The sequence below is a fragment of the Allobosea sp. BE125 genome (assembly GCF_031456075.1).
Lineage (GTDB): Bacteria > Pseudomonadota > Alphaproteobacteria > Rhizobiales > Beijerinckiaceae > Allobosea.
In genome coordinates this window covers 515787-533801 of sequence record NZ_JAVDTY010000002.1, presented here as the reverse complement: position 1 = coordinate 533801, position 18015 = coordinate 515787, and the positions used below count along the sequence as shown (strand labels likewise).

The window sequence follows — 18015 nt, the reverse complement described above, 5'->3', positions numbered from 1 at the left end:
CGAGGTCCGGGCCGTCCGTTTTTTGATTGTCTCCCCCGGTGCGATCGTCGCGCATTGGCATGCCGCTTGCCTGATCCTGGCCGCAGGATAGGCTCTCGCTTGTGCTGCACTTCCGGTTCAGCGAGAGGAGCTCGATCATGCCGACACGGCGTAGGTTCATCCAGCTTGGCGCCGCGGCGCTGGCCTTACCCGCCCCGCATATCGGGCGTGCGGCCGACAAGAGCGTGCTGAAATTCGTGCCGCAGGCCGATCTCGCCGTGGTCGATCCGATCTGGACGACGGCGACGGTGACGCGCAACCACGCCTTCATGGTCTACGATACGCTGTTTGGGCAGGACGAGACCTACAAGGCCCAGCCGCAGATGGCCGAGGGCGCGGTCGCCGATGCCGACGGCAAGGTCTGGACGATCAAGCTGCGCGACGGCCTCGTCTTTCATGACGGCGCGCGCGTTCTGGCCCGCGATTGCGTGGCGAGCCTGAAGCGCTGGGGCAAGCGCGATTCCTTCGGTCAGACGCTGCTGGGGCTGACCGACGAGCTCACGGCTGTCGATGACAGGACGCTGCAGTTCAAACTGAAGAAGCCGTTCCCGCTCCTGCCCGATGCGCTCGCCAAGATGACCGCCTTCATGCCGGTGATCATGCCGGAGCGGCTGGCGAACACGGACGCCTTCACCCAGGTCACCGAGGTCGTCGGCAGCGGCCCGTTCCGCTTCGTTGCGGCTGAGCGCCAATCGGGCAGCCGTGCCGTCTATGAGAAATTCGCCGGCTATGTTCCGCGCAGCGGCGGCGTGCCCGGCCGCACTGCCGGACCCAAGATCGTGAATTTCGACCGGGTCGAATGGCACACGCTGCCCGACCCCGCGACGGCGGCGGCCGCACTGCAGAGCGGCGAGATCGACTGGGTCGAGCAGCCCTTGCCCGATCTGCTGCCGATGCTGGCGAAGAATCCCGCGATCGAGGTCGTGGTCAAGGAGACCACGGGCGCGGTTGCGATCATGCGGATGAACCATCTGCATCCGCCCTTCGACAATCCGGCGATCCGCCGCGCGATCCTGCTGGCAATCGACCAGTCCGAGTTCATGGAAGCGGTCGGCGGACCCGATAAGAACCTGTGGCGCCCCGGCGTCGGCGTGTTCCCGCCGGGAACGCCATTGGCGAGCGATGCCGGCATGGAGGTGCTCAACGGCCCGCGCGATGTCGGCAAAGTCAAGCAGGCGCTGGCGGCGGCCGGCTATAATGGCGAAAAGGTCGTGCTGCTCGGCGTCACCGACCTCGCCAATCTCAAGGCGGAATGTGAGGTCGCCAACGAGATGCTGCTGCGCATCGGCATGAATGTCGATTATCAGGCCATGGATTGGGGCACCGTCGTCGCGCGGCGCGCCAAGAAAGAGCCTCCGGCGCAAGGTGGCTGGAACTGCTTCTTCACCGGCTGGGCCGGGCTCGACATGTTCGACCCCGTCGGCCATCTCTCGCTGCGCGGCAATGGCGCCAATGCCTGGCCGGGCTGGCCGGTGGCGCCCAAGATCGAGGCGCTGCGCGATGCCTGGATCGAGGCGCCCGACCTCGCCGCGCAGAAGGCGATCGCGGCCGATATCCAAAAACAGGTCTTCGAGGACGTGCCCTATGCGCCGCTCGGCCAGTATTTCCAGCCGACGGCCTATCGCAAGACGCTGACCGGCGTGCTGGCGAGCTTCCCGACCTTCTGGAACGTCAAGCGGGTGTAAGGGGAGAGGCCTTCAAGGCGGGGCTCTCGTTATTGGAATGCGCGCCGTCATCCCGGACAAGCGGCATAAGCCGCGCCGATCCGGGATCCATTCCTGAGCCGTTCGGGAATGGATCCCGGGTCTTCGCGGAGTTTATCCTTGGGCCGATTGAAGATCGGACCCGGGGGCTGCGCCCGGGATGACGGCACGCTTCTACAGGCTAAAGGGCATGCTCACCCCGCCGCGGCGCGCTCCAGCGCGGCGATGTCGATCTTGGTCATCTGCATCATGGCCTGCATGACCCGGCCGGCCTTGGCGGGGTCGGGGTCCATGTTCAGCTCCAGCAATCGGTCGGGCGTGACCTGCCAGGACAGGCCGTATTTATCCTTGAGCCAGCCGCATTGGCTGGTCTGGCCGCCTTCGCCGAGCTTCTCCCAGAAATAATCGACCTCCTCCTGCGAGCCGCAATGGATCAGGAGCGAGATCGCTTCGGTGAACTTGAAATGCGGTCCGCCATTCATGGCGGTGAACTGCACACCCTCGAGCTCGAAGATTGCGCAGAGCACGCTGCCCTTGGGGCCTGGACCCGCATCGCCGCAGCGCATCACCGGGCCTGCCTTCGCGTTCTTGAACACCGAAAGATAGAAGGCGACCGCCTCCTCGGCCTGATTGTCGAACCACAGGAAGGGCGTGATCTTCTGGATGCTGGGCATATTGTCCTCCATCGGGGCTGTCGCGGTGGGGTTGGCCACCGTCTCTACTTAACCGTATGGTTAAGTAGAGACGGTGCGTCATGTCAACCCGCAATTGCAGTTCGCCATGCGGTGAGGGCAGGGGTGCCGCGCCAGGTCGCGTCCTTGCTTGCGCCATGCTTCTTGGCGAAGCTCGCGAGATGAGCAGCATCGATCCCACCATCTCCGCCCTGTCCGTCTGGCTTGCCCTGGAGAGCCCGACCCATCATGCGCCCGGCGTGAACGGGATGATGGACCTCGTCGCCAAGGAGGTCGAAGGGCTGCCGATCGCGGTCGAGCGCCTGCCGGGCCGCGACGGGCTTGGCGACAGCCTGATCCTGCGCGCCGGTCCCAATAATGGCGAGCCTGCCGTCGCGGTGATGTCGCATCTCGACACGGTCCATCCGGTCGGCACGAGCGCCAAGGATCTGCCTGTGCGCGTCGAGGGCGACAAGCTTTATGGGCCGGGCGCCTGCGACATGAAGGGCGGCGCCTGGCTTGCACTGCAGGCGTTCAAGGAGGTCGCGATCGCGGGCTCGGCGAAGCGACCGATGGTCTTCCTGTTCACGCCCGACGAGGAGATCGGCTCACCGACGACGCGCGGCCTGATCGAGGAGATCGGGCGTAAATCGGCAGCCGTTCTGGTGACGGAGCCTGCGCGCGACGGCGGCCGGATCGTCACCGCGCGCAAAGGCGTCGGCCGCTTCGACGTCAGGCTCGAGGGCAGGCCCGCTCATTCCGGCACGCGCCATGCCGATGGCCGTAGCGCCATCCGCGAGGCGGCGCATCAGATCCTGGCGATCGAGGGCATGACCGATTATGCGCGCGGCATCACGACCTCGGTCGCGCTGGTCGGCGGCGGTACCGCGGCCAATGTGATTCCGCAGCACGCCTGGTTTTCCGTCGATTGCCGTGTCACCAGCCTCGCCGACGGCGTGATGATGGAAAACCGCATCATCGGCCTGACGCCGCGCGATCCTGATGTCGTGATCAAGGTCATGGGCGGGATGAACCGGCCGCCTTACGAGAAATCGACCGCGGTGGCGGGGCTGTTCGAGACGGCGCGCGGCATCGCGGCGGGGATCGGTTTCGACCTGCAGGATGTGCCGATGACTGGGGGGGGCTCGGACGGCAATTTCACCGCGGCGCTGGGCATCCCCACGCTGGATGGCCTCGGCATCGATGGCGGCGGCGCCCATACGCTCGCCGAATTCGGGCTGGTCTCGTCGATCGCCCCGCGCCGGGCGCTGATCAAGGGCTTGCTGGAGACGATTTGAGGGGCCGCCGGGCCGCAGCGTCATTCTCGGGCGAAGCGAAGCGCAGACCCGAGAATCGCTCCTCAAATATGGCGCTATCGCTGCGTCTCATTCCCAGGGGATGCTCGGGTCAAGCCCGAGCATGACGGTGCCATTTCCCGGCAGCGGCGAGGAGATCACTCCCCGCCGTTCTCCTCCGGCGCCGGGCCGACCTCAGTCTCGCCTTCGCCCTCATCGTCCCCGCCATCATCGCTGACGCGCTCGACCGAGACGACCTTTTCGTCCTTGGCGGTGTCGAAGATGGTGACGCCCTGCGTCGAGCGGCCCTTGACGCCGATCTGGTCGACCGGGCAGCGGATGAGCTGGCCGCCATCGGTCACCAGCATGATCTGGTCGCTCTCCTCCACCGGGAAGGAGGCGATCAGATTGCCGTTGCGCTCGGTGGTGGCCATGGCGACGATGCCTTTGCCCCCGCGCCCGGTGATCCGGTACTCATAGGCCGAGGTGCGCTTGCCATAGCCGTTCACAGAGATGGTCAGGATGACCTCCTCGGCCTCGGAGAGCTCGACATAGCGCTCCTGGCTGATCTCGGCATTGCCGCTCGCCTCTTCGCCGTCGCTCGCCGTGGTGTCCTCGCCGATCTCGCCGGCGATGGCGCGGCGCAGCTTGAGGTAGGCCTGACGGGTCTCGCCGTCGGCCTCGACATGGCGCAGGATCGCCATCGAGATGACGATGTCGCCCGAAGCCAGGTTGATGCCGCGCACGCCGGTGGAATCGCGGCCCTTGAAGACGCGCACCTCAGGCACCGGGAAGCGGATGCACTGGCCCAGCGCCGTGGTCAGCAGCACGTCGTTATCCTCGGTGCAGATCTGCACGTCGACGATGGCGTCGCCCTCGTCGAGCTTCATCGCGATCTTGCCGGCGCGGTTGACGTTGACGAAGTCCGACAGCTTGTTGCGCCTGACCCCGCCCGAGGCGGTGGCGAACATCACGTCGAGCTTCTCCCAGCTCTCCTCGTCCTCCGGCAGCGGCATGATCGTGGTGATGCGCTCGCTCTGGTCGAGCGGCAGCATGTTGACCAGCGCCTTGCCGCGCGCGTTCGGCGCCGCCAGCGGCAGCCGCCAGACCTTCTCCTTGTAGACCTGGCCATGCGAAGAGAAGAACAGCACCGGTGTGTGCGTCGAGGCGACGAAGAGACGCGCAACGAAATCCTCGTCGCGCGTCGCCATGCCGGAGCGGCCCTTGCCGCCGCGCTTCTGCGCCCGATAAGTCGAGAGCGGTACGCGCTTGATGTAGCCGGCATGGGACACGGTGACGACCATGTCCTCGCGCGCGATCAGATCCTCGTCGTCGAGATCGGAACCCCAATCCTGGATCACCGTGCGGCGCGGCGTGGCGAAGGCGGCCTTCACCTCGACAAGCTCGTTCTTGATGATCGTCTGAATGCGGACGCGCGAACGCAGGATCTCGAGATAATCGGCGATCTCGGTGGCGAGCTTCGACAGCTCCTCGCCGATTTCGTCGCGGCCCAGAGCCGTCAGGCGAGCGAGGCGCAGTTCGAGGATCGCCTTGGCCTGGGCGTCCGACAGCTTGTAGGTGCCGTCGGCATTCATCGGATGGCGCGGATCGTCAACCAGCGCGATCAGCGGCGCGATGTCCTCGGCCGGCCAGTTGCGTTCCATCAACGAAGCATGGGCGGCGGCCGGCGTCGGCGCGGTCCGGATCAGGCGGATGACCTCGTCGATATTGGCAACCGCCGTGGCGAGGCCGCAGAGCACATGGGCGCGCTCGCGAGCCTTGTTGAGCAGGAAGCGGGTGCGCCGCGAGACGACCTCTTCGCGGAACTCGACGAAAGCCGCGATGAAGTCCTTGAGGTTCAGGACCTCCGGCCGGCCGCCGGTCAGAGCCACCATATTGGCGCCAAACGAGGTCTGCAGCGGGGTGAAGCGGTAGAGCTGGTTCAGCACGACATCGGCGACCGCATCGCGCTTGATCTCGATGACGACGCGCACGCCCTCGCGGCTGGATTCGTCGCGCAGGTCCGAGATGCCCTCGATGCGCTTTTCGCGAACCAGATCGGCGATCTTCTCGACCATCGAGGCCTTGTTCACCTGATAGGGAACCTCGGTGACGATGATCGCCTCGCGCTCCTTGCGCAGTTCCTCGATATGCGTCTTCGAACGCATCACGATCGAGCCGCGGCCGGTGTGATAGGCGGAGTGGATGCCGCTGCGGCCCATGATCGAGGCGCCGGTCGGGAAGTCCGGGCCGGGCACGATCTCGATCAATTCGTCGATCGAGATCTCGGGGTTCTCGATCAGCGCGATGCAGGCATCGATGACCTCGCCGAGATTATGCGGCGGGATATTGGTCGCCATGCCGACCGCGATGCCGCCGGCGCCGTTGACGAGCAGATTGGGGAAGCGCGCCGGCAGGACCTTCGGCTCGAGCTCCTTGCCGTCATAGTTCGGCTGGAACTCGACGGTGTCGAGGTCGAGGTCCTCCAGCAGCGACATCGCCGCCTTGTCGAGCCTGGCTTCGGTATAACGATCGGCTGCGGCGCTATCGCCGTCCATCGAGCCGAAATTGCCCTGGCCGTCGATCAAGGGCAGGCGCAGCGAGAAATCCTGCGCCATGCGCACGAGCGCGTCATAGACGGCGAGATTGCCGTGCGGATGGTACTTACCCATCGTGTCGCCGACGATGCGGGCGCATTTGGTGTAGGACCGGTCGGGCGTGTTCTTGTTCTCGTGCATCGAGAACAGGATGCGCCGGTGCACGGGCTTCAAGCCGTCGCGGACGTCGGGCAGAGCGCGGCTCACGATCACGCTCATGGCGTAATCGAGATAGCTCTTCTTCATCTCGTCGGTGATCGCGATCGGCTTGATGTCGCCGCCGAAATGCGGCTCGTCCGGGCGCTTGTCGTCTGTGTCGTCGCTCAAGGGATTGGGTCCCGATTCCTGCTATTTTTCAGGCTTCTGGCTACCCGATTCCGGCAGGGGAAGCCAGTGCGGCGGTTGGCTTTTCAGGGGAAAAATAAGCCATTTGAATCAAATGGTTGCGGGGCTCGGAGATGCGGCGGCGCCGCCCGTTCCACAATGCTGCCTTGATTGGCGGCGAAAGCGGCCATTCGGAGCCCTGTCCAACCCGTTCCACCTTCGCGCTGGCGGTTGCACCTGCGGCATGGCTTACTGCCCGCGATGAACCTCGATTTCCTCACCTCCGCGCTGGTGACGCTTCTGGTCACGCTCGACCCTCCGGGGCTCGCGCCGATCTTCCTGTCGCTGACGCGCGGCATGACGGGGGATGAGCGCAGGCAGGTCGCGGTTCGCGCTTGCATCATCGCGTTTGGCATCATGGCCTTCTTCGGCGTGGCGGGAGACATCGTGCTGAAGGCGCTCGGCGTCTCGCTGCCGGCCTTCCGCATCGCCGGCGGTTTGCTGCTGTTCTGGATTTCGTTCGAGATGGTGTTCGAGCGCCGCAACGAGCGCAAGGCGCAGACCGCCGAGATCGCGATCACGCAGGACCATATCCGCAATGTCGCGGCCTTTCCGCTGGCGATCCCGCTGATGGCGGGGCCGGGCGCGCTGACGGCGATGATGCTGCTGGCCGGCAGGGCCGAGGGCAACCCGCTGATGCTGGCTTCGCTCGCCGTGATCTGCGGCCTGGTGATCCTGTCCTGCCTTGTCGTCTTCCTGCTGGCGGTGCCGATGGCCCGGCTGCTCGGCGTTACCGGCAATGTCGTGCTGACGCGCCTGCTCGGCGTGATCCTGGCGGCGCTCGCGGTGCAATTCGTGATCGATGGCGTGAAGGCGGTGATCACGGCGGGGTAGGGTGGTTCGTTCCACTTCCGGTGTGGGGGGCAGACGTTTGTTCCGTCCCGACGCTGCCCATATATGCAAGAAAGCCCGGCGGGTCTAACCCGCCGGGCTTTCTTATTGCAATGCGGCCCCTCGCGGAGATTGTGTCTCCGCGAGGGGCCGCTAGCGCTTAGCTGCGATACCAGGCCGCGAGGTTCCAGGTGTCGACGTCCCAGCCGCTATGGTCGTGCGCAAGGCTTTGCGCCGCCGCCACGACCTTGGTCCTTGAAAGGACCGGCAGGATGACGTTGGCCTCGCAGAAGATCTCGTTGACCTTGATCAAGAGCGCTGCGCGCTTGGCCGGATCGAGCTCCTTCTGGGCGGCCTTGTAGGCTTCGTCGGCAGCCGGGTCGGAATAGCGCGAGACGTTGCGGCCCAGCCATTTATTCTCCTTGTTGGCGATCTCCCAGGAGGTGAACTGGTTGAGGAAACGCTCCGGATCGGGCTGCGGCTGCGTCGTGGTGTACATCTCCATGTCGACATAGAGCTTGGTGTAGGTGTCGGGGTTGGCGACGTCGGAGGAGAAGAACACCGAAGCCGTGACCGACTTCAGCTCCAGCTCGATGCCGGCGCGCTGGCAGGCCTGCTTGACGATGGCCTGGACCTTTTGGCGCGGGGCGTTGATCGAGGTCTGGAAGACGAATTTGAGCTTCTTGCCATCCTTCTCGCGGACGCCGTCGGCGCCCTTCTTCCAGCCGGCCTCGTCGAGGATCTTGTTGGCCTTCTCGATGCTGAACTCGTATTTGAGCTTCTGCGACTTGAACTGCTTGGGCTCGTTCACGAAGCTCGCGGTGGCGACGCCGCCGCGGCCATAGATGAACTTCTGGATCGAGTCGCGGTCGATCAGCAGGTTGATCGCCTGGCGAACGGCCGGATCGGACAGCGTCGGGTGCTTGGTCTTGACGCTGGAGCGCTCGCCATCGACCTCGGTCCACGGGTCTGTGGTGTTCAGGGTGATGAACTCGACATCGCCCGCGGGCGCCGCGCTGATCTTGCCGCGGCCGCCGGTTTCCAGGCGCTTGAGCACTTCGTCCTCGACCAGCGTATCCCAGGCATAGTCGTACTCGCCGGTCTGCAGCACGGCGCGTGCGGCCGAGACTGCGTCACCGCCGCCCTTGACCTCGAGCGTGTCGAAATGCGGCTGGTTCTTGACGTGGTAATCCTCGTTGCGCGTGCCGGCGAGGATGTCGCCGGGCTTGAAGTCGGCGAATTTGTAGGGGCCGGTGCCGACAGGCTTCAGATTGGCCGGGGCCTCGCGCGACTTGGCGCCCTTGTACTCGGCGAAATGATGCTTCGGGATGATCATGCCGGCGACGCCGACGAAGGGGTCGGCCCAGAACGGTGTCGGCTTGCTGAAGATCACCTTGATCGTGAGATCGTCGACCTTCTCGACCTTGATGTCCTTGTAGGCGCCGGTGGTGTAGGCGGCGGTCGCCGGATCGGCGGCGTATTCCCAGGTGAAGACGACGTCGTCGGCAGTGAGCGGCTTGCCGTCATGCCACTTCACGCCTGGCTTCAGCTTCCAGGTCACACTGGTGCCGTCTTCCGAGAGGCCGCCATTCTCCTTGCTCGGAATCGCGGCGGCGAGCTGCGGGATTAGATTGCCCTCCTTGTCCCAGCCGGCGAGCGGCTCATAGAAGATGCGCGAGGCAATCTGGTCCTTGGTGCCGGAGGCGAAATGCGGGTTCAGCAGGGTCGGGGCCTGCCAGAGCAGGAGCTTCAGCGGCCCGCCGCCGCCGGCCTTGGTCGGCTTGTATTCGAGCGTGGCGTTGGCCATCGCAACGTTGTTCCAGGCGAGTATCTGGCTTGCGATCGGGGCGCCGATGCCAAATGCCGCCATCTTCTGGATGAAGGAGCGTCGCGATAGGCGGCCTTCTTTCAGATTTTGCACCATGCCTTGGATATGCTGACTATTCATAACTTGCCTTCGCATCGCATCGACAAGATACCGATCAATATAATGATCGGATCTAGTCTTGTTTTATCAAATCCAAAGCATGGCTATGCTTTGGTCGCGGCTCTTCTCGTAAGAGCCACAATCTTAAGCCCGCCTTAAGGCGGCTGAAGAGGACGGTGCGTTGATGCCCGCTTGCCACCTCATTGCGGACGCCCTTTAAATCGCGATCACCTAGGGGCTGTCGGTCGGCTCCGAAGGGGCCTCCCCAATGCGTACGAATTTCATTTGAACGGAAACTGGACGGAGCTCTCGATGACCAAGGGCGGTTGGATTGCCAAGGTTTTGCTTGCGCTCGTCGGAGTCTTCGCCGCGGCGTTTGTCGTCGACGAATTGATCGGCGGCGGCGCGCTGGGATGGATGGCAGGCGGAGCCATCATCGCCGTAACCGTAGGGCCGCTGTTGTTGTCCCTGATCGCCTGGCGCCGGGAGCAAGACAGCCGCCGCGGCCAATAAAGCTGTTTGCGATACTGCCTGCGGCTCTAGCGGGGCGGGGGAGCCCCTTTCCCGCATGCCTAGGGAACACGGCGCGATGGGTCGAAAAGGGACGAGACCTGTTTCTCCCAAAAGGCCCGGATCGCGCCTTCGGCCTGCTTCATCGAGGTGACGCCGTCGCGATGGCTGCGCGTGCCCTGGATGAAGGCCTGGGCGAGCGAAGCCGTCACCAGTGCGACAGAATCTCCTCGCGTGCGGCCCGCGATCCTGCCAGGCGGCGCCTCGTCTCCGCCAGCACTGCCGGCGAAGCCTCTTTCGGCGTGCCGGAGTGGAAGGGCGGCTGCGGCGCATATTCAAGCGAGAGCTGGACGATCTCGGCCTCGGCCTGTCCCATCAGCTCCGCGATCACAGCCAGTCCGAAGTCGATGCCCGAGGTGACGCCGCCTGCGGTGATCAGGTTGCCGTCCTGCACGATGCGCTCGTCGACCGGAATGGCGCCGAAGCGGCCGAGGAAGTCATGGGCGTTCCAGTGGGTGGTGGCGCGCTTGCCCTGCAGCAGCCCGGCCGCGCCGAGCACCAGGGAGCCGGTGCAGACCGAGGTGACATAGCGCGCCTTCGCAGCTTGCTCGCGCACGAAGCCGAGCACGATGTCGTCGCGCAGCAGCACATTGACGCCGCCTCCGCCGGGTATGCACAGGACATCGAGCACCGGGCAGTCGGCGAAGGTGGCGGTCGGCGTCAGCGACAGGCGGGTCGATGCCAGCAGCGGCTCGCGATCCTTCCAGACGAGATGAACCTCCGTATCGCGTGCGGATGCGAAGACCTCGTAGGGGCCGGTGAGATCGAGCTGTTGCACGTTCGGGAAGACGAGGATGCCGAAGCGAAGGGGCATGGGGAAACTCCTGATTGACGCGGGCCAGCCTAGCGGAGCAATCTCTGGCCGTATTGCCAATCATCCCTCGCTTCATGCCAAACCTGCCGCGCCGCATCGAAATCCTGACCTTCCCGAAAGCCCAGCTTCTCGATGTCGCCGGGCCGCTGCAGGTCTTCGCCACGGCAAACGACCTCGCCAGGATCGAGCGCGGTGCGCTGCCCTATGAGCCGGTGGTGGTGGCCGATGGCGAGCGGGTGATGACGACGGCCGGGCTGGAACTCGCCACAGTCCCGCTGCCGGCGGTCGATCTGCCGCTGCACACCCTGATCGTTGCCGGCGGCTGGGGCGTCAACGCGGCCTGCGACGATCCGGGCCTTGTCGCCTGGATCAGCCAGCGCGCGAAGGCGGCGCAGCGCACCGCCTCCGTCTGCAGCGGCGCCTTCCTGCTGGCCTCGGCAGGGCTTCTCGACGGGCGGCGCGCCGTCACCCATTGGCAGCGTTGCGCCGAATTCTCGAAGCGCTTTCCCGAGGTGCGCCTCGATCCTGATCCGATCTTCATCCGGGATCACGAGATCTGGACCTCGGCCGGCGTGACGGCGGGAATTGATCTCGCTCTGGCGCTGGTCGAAGCCGATCTCGGGCGCGCGATGGCGCTTGCGATCGCGCGGCAGCTCGTCGTGTTCCTGAAGCGCCCGGGCGGGCAGGCGCAATTCAGCGCGGCGCTGGCGCTTCAGGAGCGCGACGGGCGTTTCGACCGCCTCCACGCCTGGATCATCGCCAATCTTCGCGGCGATCTGTCGTTGGGCGCGCTGGCGGAGGCCGCGCATATGAGCGTGCGCAGCTTCGCGCGCCACTACCATCAAGCTACCGGCCGAACGCCGGCACGCGCCGTCGAGGATCTCCGGATCGAGACGGCCCGGCGCCTGCTCGAGCAAGGTCTGCCGGTGGCGCGGGCCTCGACCCGCTGCGGCTTCGGCTCGGAGGAGACGATGCGGCGCGCCTTCCTGCGCAGGCTCGGCACCAGCCCGCAAAGCTATCGCGACAGGTTCGCCGGATAGGACATGTTGTTCGCGGGCCGCGAATCGCGCGCGCGATGGGCAACCTAAGTGTCAAAGTCGGCAAGAGCCGACTTTGATGGGGAGACGGGAAGAGGGCGGCGCAGCTTTCCGGAAACCGGGATAACGCCCTCACTTATTGTCTGGAATGACGGCGCGGTCGGTCGAAAAAGGACGCCTATTTCTCCAGAAACGCCCGGATTGCGCCCTCCGCCTGCTTCATCGAGATGACGCCGTCGAGATGGCCGCGCGTGCCCTGGATGAAGGCCTGGGTGACGTTGACGCCACCCTTCCTAAGCGTCTCGGCGGTCCGCTCGATCGCGTCCGCGGTGAAGACGAGGTCCTTGGGCTGGCTGATCAGCAGCACGGGCGCCTTGATCTTGCTGGCCGCGTCCGCGAGCGAGATGCCACCGGCGGCGTAGAGTTGGTTGGCCTTGACCAGATAGAGGAAATGGTTGGCGTCCGAGACTTTTGCGCGGGCCTCGCCGGCATTGTCGAGAATGCTCTGGACCTGGAACTTGTTGGCGAGCGTCTTGGCCGGAGCGTCGCCCTCCTTGGCGGGACGGCGGCCGAAGGTACCGTTGGTCCAGTCGCCGTGATTGGCCTGAAGCGTGACCACGGCCAGAGCCTTGGCGAGGCCGGCATTGGGCGGGGTCTTGCCGTAGTAATCACCCTTGTTCCAGTTCTGGTCGACCAGGATGGGTGCAGCCCAGACGTCGAGCCAGGCGATCAGCTGTGCGTCGGCCTCGGCCGCGCCGATCACAGGCATCGCCTTGGCGACCATCTCAGGATAGCTCGCGGCCCATTCATAGGTCTGCAGCGCGCCCATCGAGGGACCGGCGACCAGGGCGAGCTTCCTGATGCCGAGACTTTCGACCAAGGCCTTTTGGACATTGACGAAATCGCCGATTGTCACGACTGGGAAGTCGAGCGCATAGGGCTTGCCGGTGTCGGGATCGATCGAGGCGGGGCCGGTGGTCGTGGTCTTGGGGTCGCCGGTATTGAGGTTGACCAGCGTATCGGAGGAGAGGACGAAATATTTGTTCGTGTCGATCGCCTTGCCGGGTCCGACAATGGCGTCCCAATAACCGGGCGCAGCGTCTGCGGCGGCATATTTTCCGGCAGCATGCGAGTTGGCCGAGAAGAAATGGCAGATCAGGATCGCGTTTGACTTGTCGGCATTGAGCGTGCCGTAGCTCTCCCAACCGACCTTGACGTTCTTGAGGGTTCGGCCGCCTTGCGTGGTGTAGCTCGGCAGTTCGAAGATCTTCTTTTCGACGATCAGCTCCTGCGCCTCAGCCGTACCCGTCGCGATCATGCCAGTCATCATCAATCCCACGACGCCGACCGCGCCCGCAATCCAGTGCTTCATGCCGATATCCTCCCCTTGAATGGCCGTCGGGCGGCCTTGGGCGGCATGAGAGCGGAATTCGATCCGCAATGAAAGCTGTAAAAAGCGGCGTGCCCGGCTCTGTTCAGCGCAGCAGCTGTGTCGGGAAAGCCGTGGCTCCGCGCGATAGCGCCTCGGTGTCGAGCTCCAGCGTGGGGTTGTCGAGCGGGCCCTTGAGGGTGAAGGGCAGGCGGAGTGGGCCATTGCTGGGCGTAAGCAGGAGGCCCATTTCATAGGCGCGTCCAGCCAGCGAGACCTGGCCTGCCAGCGTCAATTGATAGCTGGCCCCGATCATCTGCGCATCGGTCACCATCGCGACGCCATTGGCGATGCTGAGATTGACGGCGGCTGTATCGAATGGGGTCTTGCCCTGCCGCCAGTCGCGCAGCACCAGGTTTGGATTGCGCTCCAGCCGGCGCAGCAGCTCGCCAAAGGCAACGCCACCGAGTTCGCCCTGGCGCAGGCTTAGGCCGGCCTTGCCACTGAGCGAGGCGACGACCTCTTCGAAGGAAGCCCCGAGACCGTCCAGAGCGATTTGCAGCGTGCCGATGCCGCTGAGCTTCGCCAGATCCGGCACATCGCTGGCAGCCTTACCGAGATTGACCTTGTCGAAGCCGCCCTGGAGCTTGACGTCGACGCCGCCTGGTGCCGCCAGCACCAGGAACCGCCCCTTCAGGCTGCCACCATAAGCGCCGGCGCGCAGCAGCCCAGCCTCAAAACGCCCCTTTTTGACCAGGAGATAGGTCGCGACATCATCGAGCCGCGCGCCATTGACCCTGGCCGCATCGACGGAGATGCGCAGGTCGATGTCGTGGGCGGTCCAGGCGTCGAAATCGAGCGGGGCGCTCTCGTTCTCCGGCACAGTGGCGGGCAGCACGCCGAGGCGACTATAGAGCCGGCCGAGATCGAGCGTCGCGCCAGCCAGCGTGCCGGACAGGGCCAGCCGCCCGCCGGCGTCGCCGAGCTTGATCGCGCCTTCGAGCCGCTCGCCTTCGAGGCTGACGACGGCGTTGCTCAGCGAGGCCTCATGCGGCTTGATCTGCGCGTCGGCGGTCAGGTGCAGCGGGCCGATCGCGGAGGCCAGACGCGGCGTTTCGCCGAACCAGCCGAGCAGCTCGGGCAAGGCCTTGGTCGCAAGCGAGAGCCGGCCGTTGACGACGGGGTCGTTCAGGCCGCTGCGGGCGCCCTCGAATTGCAGGTTCATCACGGGCGAGGCCGCTGTCAGCGCCAGCCGTGCATTCGCGCCGGCCATCGGCCAGAGCAGGCTGACCTGCGTTGGCACGCCGCGCCAGGTCAGCGAACCCGACAGGCTCAGCGGCTCGCCGGCGTCGCGATCCTGGAGGACGAGATTGACGTCGCGCAGGATGGTCTGGATCACGCCCTGCGCCCGCATGAAGACCGAGCCGGCGGTGATGATGATGCGGCTCTGGACTTTCAGCCTCTCGAGATAGCTCAGGGGCGGCGTGAGCCAGTCACCGAGCCCGTCATCCGTGCCTGCGACCGCGACGTCGATCTGCGGCAAGACCAATTCGATGCGATCGAACCTGAACTGCCCGATGAGCAGCGGCAGAATGCGCGCGCGGGCCTTGATCCGCAGGGCCGAGCCGGTCAGGAGGTGGTCGCGCTGCCGAAAGCTAACCTTGGACAGGCTGATGCGCGGCAAGGGCAGTAGAGCAATCTCGGCGCGCTCGAGCCCGGTGACCTCGAGCCCGGTGCGCAGCTCGATGGCTGCGATCACACGCTGCTCCACCCGCCCGACCGCGATGCCCCAGGATTGCAATCCGAGCAGCACGACGGCGATGACGAGGCCGTAGGCGAGAATGGAAGCGCGTCTTGTCATGAGCCTTTGCGTGGCGGGAATCCGGCCCGAAACCGGTTTTCGACCGGTGACCGGTTTATGACGATGCCAAGACCTTGTCGAGATATGGACCTTGTCGAGATATGGACCTTGTCGAGATATGGACCTTGTCGAGATATGGACCTTGTCGAGATGACGGACCTGGTCGTGATTTCAGGCGGGCTTACCGCCAGCCCGCGCCAGGATGATGGCGGGATAGAGGCCGGCCAGCACGATCAACAGGCTGGCGAGCGCTCCGTCCTCGAAGCTGCCGCGCGAGGCGTGGCCGTAGACGATCGTCGCCAGGGTATCGAGATTAAGCGGCCGCAGCAGCAGCGTCGCCGGCAGCTCCTTCAGGCAATCGACGAAGACGAGCAAGGCCGCGGCCGCAATCGCCGGGCGCATCAACGGCCAATGCACGCGCCGCAGCAATTCGGGCGCTCCGGCGCCGAGCAGTCGGGCGGCGTCGTCGATGCGCGGCGAAACCCGCGCGAACCCGCTTTCGATACCGGCTATCGCGATAGAGAGGAAGCGCACGGTATAGGCGATGACGAGCGCGGCGCCGGAGCCGATAAGAAGCAGGCCCGGATTGACGCCGAACCAGGTCTGGGCGGCGTCGGCGAGCCTGTTGTCCAGCGCCGCGAGCGGCACCAGCAAGCCCAACGCCAACACCGTGCCAGGCACGGCGTAGCCGAGCGAGGCCGTGCGCGCCAGAGCCTGGAGCCAGGCCTCGCGCCCAAGCCGGCTGGCCGCCGCGATGGCGAGGCCGAGCGCGACGACGAGGCCCGAGGCGAGGCCCGCGAGCAGCAGCGCATTGGCGAGATTTCGCAGCAAGGCGGCGTCGACCTGCGCCAGCAGACCGCGTGACAGCACCTCGCCGAGCAGGAAGCCGATCGGCAGGAGCGCGCCGAACAGGACGGGCAGGGCGCAGACGAGCGCGGCACTGAAGGCTGCGCGCCCGGTGAGTCTGATGCGCCCGACGGGGCGCGGCTGGCGCACCGAGAGCGCGAAGCGGCGCTGGCCGCGCAGGTGTTTCTCGATAAGGATCAGCCCGACGACCATCACCAGCATGACGCAGGCGATCTGGGCCGCGCCGGGTAGCGAGCCGCGATTGACCCAGGTCGTGTAGATCGAGAGCGTCAACGAGCGCACGCCGAGATATTCGGTGGCGCCGACATCGTTCAGGGTTTCCAGCAAGGCGAGCGTCAGGCCCGCCGCCAGGGCCGGGCGCGCCATCGGCAGGCCGATGCGCCAGAACAGGCGCCGCCGCGAGGCGCCTAAAGTGCGCGCCGCTTCGACCATCGCCGCGCCCTGCAGGCCGAAGAGCGCCCGCACGCTGAGATAGACGTAAGGATAGAGCACGAGCGCCATGATGATAATCGCGCCGATGAGATTGCGAGGGTCGGGAAACCAGTAGTCGCGCAGCGAGCGCCAGCCGGTGAGTGCCCGCAGGCCCGTTTGGAACGGCCCCTGGAAGCCCAGGACTTCCACGTAGATATAGGCGGTGATGTAGGTCGGCATCGCCAGCGGCAGGACCAGCAGCCATTCGAAGGCGCGCCGACCCGGAAAGTCATATTGCGTGACGAGCCAGGCGGTTGCGACGCCGATCAGCGCGCAGAGGGCGCCGACGCCGAGCAGCAGCCGCAAGGTGTCACCGAGCGCCCGAGGAATGACGTTGGTGGCGAGATGCGGCCAGATCTGCGCGGCCTCCGATGAGAGCGCGGTCAGCGCCAGCGCGATGAGAGGAGCGGCGACAAGCCCTGCGCCGAGCAGCGACGCCCAGGCAAAACGCGTCGACGGCCGCCGTGGGAATGACGGCCGTCGCAGCGATCTGGCTGGAGCGCCCAGGCTCAATTGTCGAAGCCGACCTTGTCGACGAGGTCGGCCGCGGCCTTGCGGTTCCTGGCGATGTCGGTCAGCGGCGTCTTGTCGGGCGTGATCACGCCGAGCAGCTTGACGGCGGCGCTCTCCTTGACCTCGGCATTGACCGGGAATTCGAAGTTGCCGTCGCCATAGAGTTCCTGCGCCTTCGGGGTGAGCATGTATTCGATCAGCTTGACCGCATTGTCCTTGTTGGGCGCGTTCTTGGCGATCGCGGCGGCGGAGACGTTCACATGCGTGCCGCCGTCGGCGAAGCTGGTCTTCAGCGGCTTGATCGCGTCGTACCAGCCCTTCTGCTCGTTCTTCGCCTGGCTCATCAGGCCGATGTAATAGGTGTTGATCAAGGCGATGTCGCACTGGCCCGAGAGGATGTCGCGGGCGACGTCGCGGTCGCCGCCACCGGGCTTGCGGGCGGTGTTGGCCTTCAACGCCTTGAGATAGCCTTCCGTCTTCTCGGCGCCGTTGCGGGCGAGGTAAGCAGCAAAGAAGGCGTTGTTATAAGGGTGTTGGCCGGCGCGGATGCAGAACTTGCCCTTCCATTTCGGGTCGGTGAGATCCTCATAGGTGATCGCGTCCTGCTGCACCCGGTCCTTCGAGACAATGACGATGCGGGCGCGCTTGGTCAGGGTGACCCAGTTGTCGTCGGGACCGCGCAATTGCGCCGGCACGATCTTGTCGACGGCAGCCGACTTGACCGGCTGGGTGATGCCGGCGTCCACGGCCGCGTTGATCTCGCCGACATCGACCACCAGCATCACGTCGGCAGGGCTGTTGGCGCCTTCCGCCTTGATGCGCTCCTGCAAGCCGTCCTTCAGGAACACGGCGTTGACCTTGATGCCGGTGTCCTGGGTGAAAGCGGCCAGCACCGGATTGAGCAGGCCGGGCTCACGCGTGGTGTAGAGGTTGACGCTCTGGGCCATGACCGGCGTCGCCAGCAGACCGGTGGCCAGCGCCAGGGCGGACAGATGGGTGGAGTGGATCATGGGGCGCTCCCTCTCGATTAAAGGCCCGCTTCTGGGGCTTGAGGCCGGGAGGGGTA

The 18015-nt window shown here is 65.5% G+C and carries 14 protein-coding genes; 5 read left to right on the top strand and 9 right to left on the bottom strand.

The window, feature by feature from the left end:
* The first annotated feature begins 137 nt into the window (after positions 1-137).
* Entirely contained in the window at positions 138-1724 is a 1587-nt protein-coding gene (locus J2Y55_RS07800) for an ABC transporter substrate-binding protein (RefSeq protein WP_310150202.1), read from the top strand.
* A gap of 212 nt (positions 1725-1936) precedes the next feature.
* On the opposite strand, the gene J2Y55_RS07795 is transcribed toward J2Y55_RS07800, so the two are convergent.
* Positions 1937-2407 (bottom strand): VOC family protein, encoded by a 471-nt coding sequence (locus J2Y55_RS07795; protein WP_310150684.1) that lies wholly within the window; start codon positions 2405-2407, stop codon positions 1937-1939.
* A gap of 188 nt (positions 2408-2595) precedes the next feature.
* Here J2Y55_RS07795 and J2Y55_RS07790 point away from each other — a divergent pair, with 188 nt between their 5' ends.
* A complete protein-coding gene (locus tag J2Y55_RS07790; protein ID WP_310150199.1) occupies positions 2596-3711 on the top strand; it encodes a M20 family metallopeptidase in 1116 nt (371 codons plus the stop codon).
* A gap of 155 nt (positions 3712-3866) precedes the next feature.
* Here the strand turns inward: J2Y55_RS07790 and gyrA are convergent, their stop codons facing one another.
* Positions 3867-6632: a DNA gyrase subunit A gene (gene gyrA, locus J2Y55_RS07785; RefSeq protein WP_310150197.1), complete on the bottom strand. Its 2766-nt coding sequence runs from the start codon at positions 6630-6632 to the stop codon at positions 3867-3869.
* A 258-nt stretch (positions 6633-6890) separates the two neighbouring features.
* Here gyrA and J2Y55_RS07780 point away from each other — a divergent pair, with 258 nt between their 5' ends.
* Positions 6891-7523, top strand: coding sequence for a MarC family protein (locus J2Y55_RS07780; RefSeq protein ID WP_069691952.1), 633 nt, complete (start codon positions 6891-6893; stop codon positions 7521-7523).
* Positions 7524-7680: 157 nt separating this feature from the next.
* Here the strand turns inward: J2Y55_RS07780 and J2Y55_RS07775 are convergent, their stop codons facing one another.
* Positions 7681-9468: a peptide ABC transporter substrate-binding protein gene (locus J2Y55_RS07775; RefSeq protein WP_310150191.1), complete on the bottom strand. Its 1788-nt coding sequence runs from the start codon at positions 9466-9468 to the stop codon at positions 7681-7683.
* A gap of 291 nt (positions 9469-9759) precedes the next feature.
* Here J2Y55_RS07775 and J2Y55_RS07770 point away from each other — a divergent pair, with 291 nt between their 5' ends.
* Entirely contained in the window at positions 9760-9960 is a 201-nt protein-coding gene (locus tag J2Y55_RS07770) for a hypothetical protein (protein WP_310150189.1), read from the top strand.
* A 59-nt stretch (positions 9961-10019) separates the two neighbouring features.
* On the opposite strand, the gene J2Y55_RS07765 is transcribed toward J2Y55_RS07770, so the two are convergent.
* Entirely contained in the window at positions 10020-10169 is a 150-nt protein-coding gene (locus J2Y55_RS07765) for a hypothetical protein (RefSeq protein WP_310150185.1), read from the bottom strand.
* Positions 10166-10831 (bottom strand): DJ-1/PfpI family protein, encoded by a 666-nt coding sequence (locus tag J2Y55_RS07760; RefSeq protein WP_310150182.1) that lies wholly within the window; start codon positions 10829-10831, stop codon positions 10166-10168. Before J2Y55_RS07760 ends, J2Y55_RS07765 begins: the two co-directional genes overlap by 4 nt.
* Before the next feature lie 74 nt (positions 10832-10905).
* Between J2Y55_RS07760 and J2Y55_RS07755 the strand changes: the two genes are divergently transcribed.
* Positions 10906-11871, top strand: coding sequence for a GlxA family transcriptional regulator (locus J2Y55_RS07755; protein ID WP_310150178.1), 966 nt, complete (start codon positions 10906-10908; stop codon positions 11869-11871).
* 175 nt (positions 11872-12046) lie between these two features.
* Here the strand turns inward: J2Y55_RS07755 and J2Y55_RS07750 are convergent, their stop codons facing one another.
* The 4 genes from J2Y55_RS07750 to J2Y55_RS07735 all read right to left on the bottom strand — a co-directional run bounded on the left by J2Y55_RS07750 (position 12047) and on the right by J2Y55_RS07735 (position 17959).
* On the bottom strand, positions 12047-13240 hold the full coding sequence (locus J2Y55_RS07750) for an E22 family MetX-like putative esterase (RefSeq protein WP_310150175.1): 1194 nt from the start codon (positions 13238-13240) through the stop codon (positions 12047-12049).
* Positions 13241-13343: 103 nt separating this feature from the next.
* Complete coding sequence (locus tag J2Y55_RS07745) at positions 13344-15098, bottom strand: AsmA family protein (RefSeq protein ID WP_310150172.1); 1755 nt, start codon at positions 15096-15098, stop codon at positions 13344-13346.
* A gap of 171 nt (positions 15099-15269) precedes the next feature.
* Positions 15270-16949 carry an ABC transporter permease gene (locus tag J2Y55_RS07740; RefSeq protein ID WP_310150169.1) on the bottom strand — a complete coding sequence of 560 codons (1680 nt, stop codon included), beginning with the start codon at positions 16947-16949 and terminating at the stop codon, positions 15270-15272.
* Positions 16946-17959, bottom strand: coding sequence for an extracellular solute-binding protein (locus tag J2Y55_RS07735; RefSeq protein ID WP_310150166.1), 1014 nt, complete (start codon positions 17957-17959; stop codon positions 16946-16948). Before J2Y55_RS07735 ends, J2Y55_RS07740 begins: the two co-directional genes overlap by 4 nt.
* Between the last annotated feature and the right edge of the window lie 56 nt (positions 17960-18015).

Bases quoted from the DNA above. Each gene is read 5' to 3' on its own strand.
- J2Y55_RS07800 (WP_310150202.1), top strand. From the start codon at position 138: ATGCCGACACGGCGTAGGTTCATCCAGCTTGGCGCCGCGGCGCTGGCC.
- J2Y55_RS07790 (WP_310150199.1), top strand. From the start codon at position 2,596: ATGAGCAGCATCGATCCCACCATCTCCGCCCTGTCCGTCTGGCTTGCC.
- J2Y55_RS07780 (WP_069691952.1), top strand. From the start codon at position 6,891: ATGAACCTCGATTTCCTCACCTCCGCGCTGGTGACGCTTCTGGTCACG.
- J2Y55_RS07775 (WP_310150191.1), bottom strand. From the start codon at position 9,468: ATGAATAGTCAGCATATCCAAGGCATGGTGCAAAATCTGAAAGAAGGC.
- J2Y55_RS07770 (WP_310150189.1), top strand. From the start codon at position 9,760: ATGACCAAGGGCGGTTGGATTGCCAAGGTTTTGCTTGCGCTCGTCGGA.
- J2Y55_RS07760 (WP_310150182.1), bottom strand. From the start codon at position 10,831: ATGCCCCTTCGCTTCGGCATCCTCGTCTTCCCGAACGTGCAACAGCTC.
- J2Y55_RS07755 (WP_310150178.1), top strand. From the start codon at position 10,906: ATGCCAAACCTGCCGCGCCGCATCGAAATCCTGACCTTCCCGAAAGCC.
- J2Y55_RS07750 (WP_310150175.1), bottom strand. From the start codon at position 13,240: ATGAAGCACTGGATTGCGGGCGCGGTCGGCGTCGTGGGATTGATGATG.
- J2Y55_RS07745 (WP_310150172.1), bottom strand. From the start codon at position 15,098: ATGACAAGACGCGCTTCCATTCTCGCCTACGGCCTCGTCATCGCCGTC.
- J2Y55_RS07735 (WP_310150166.1), bottom strand. From the start codon at position 17,959: ATGATCCACTCCACCCATCTGTCCGCCCTGGCGCTGGCCACCGGTCTG.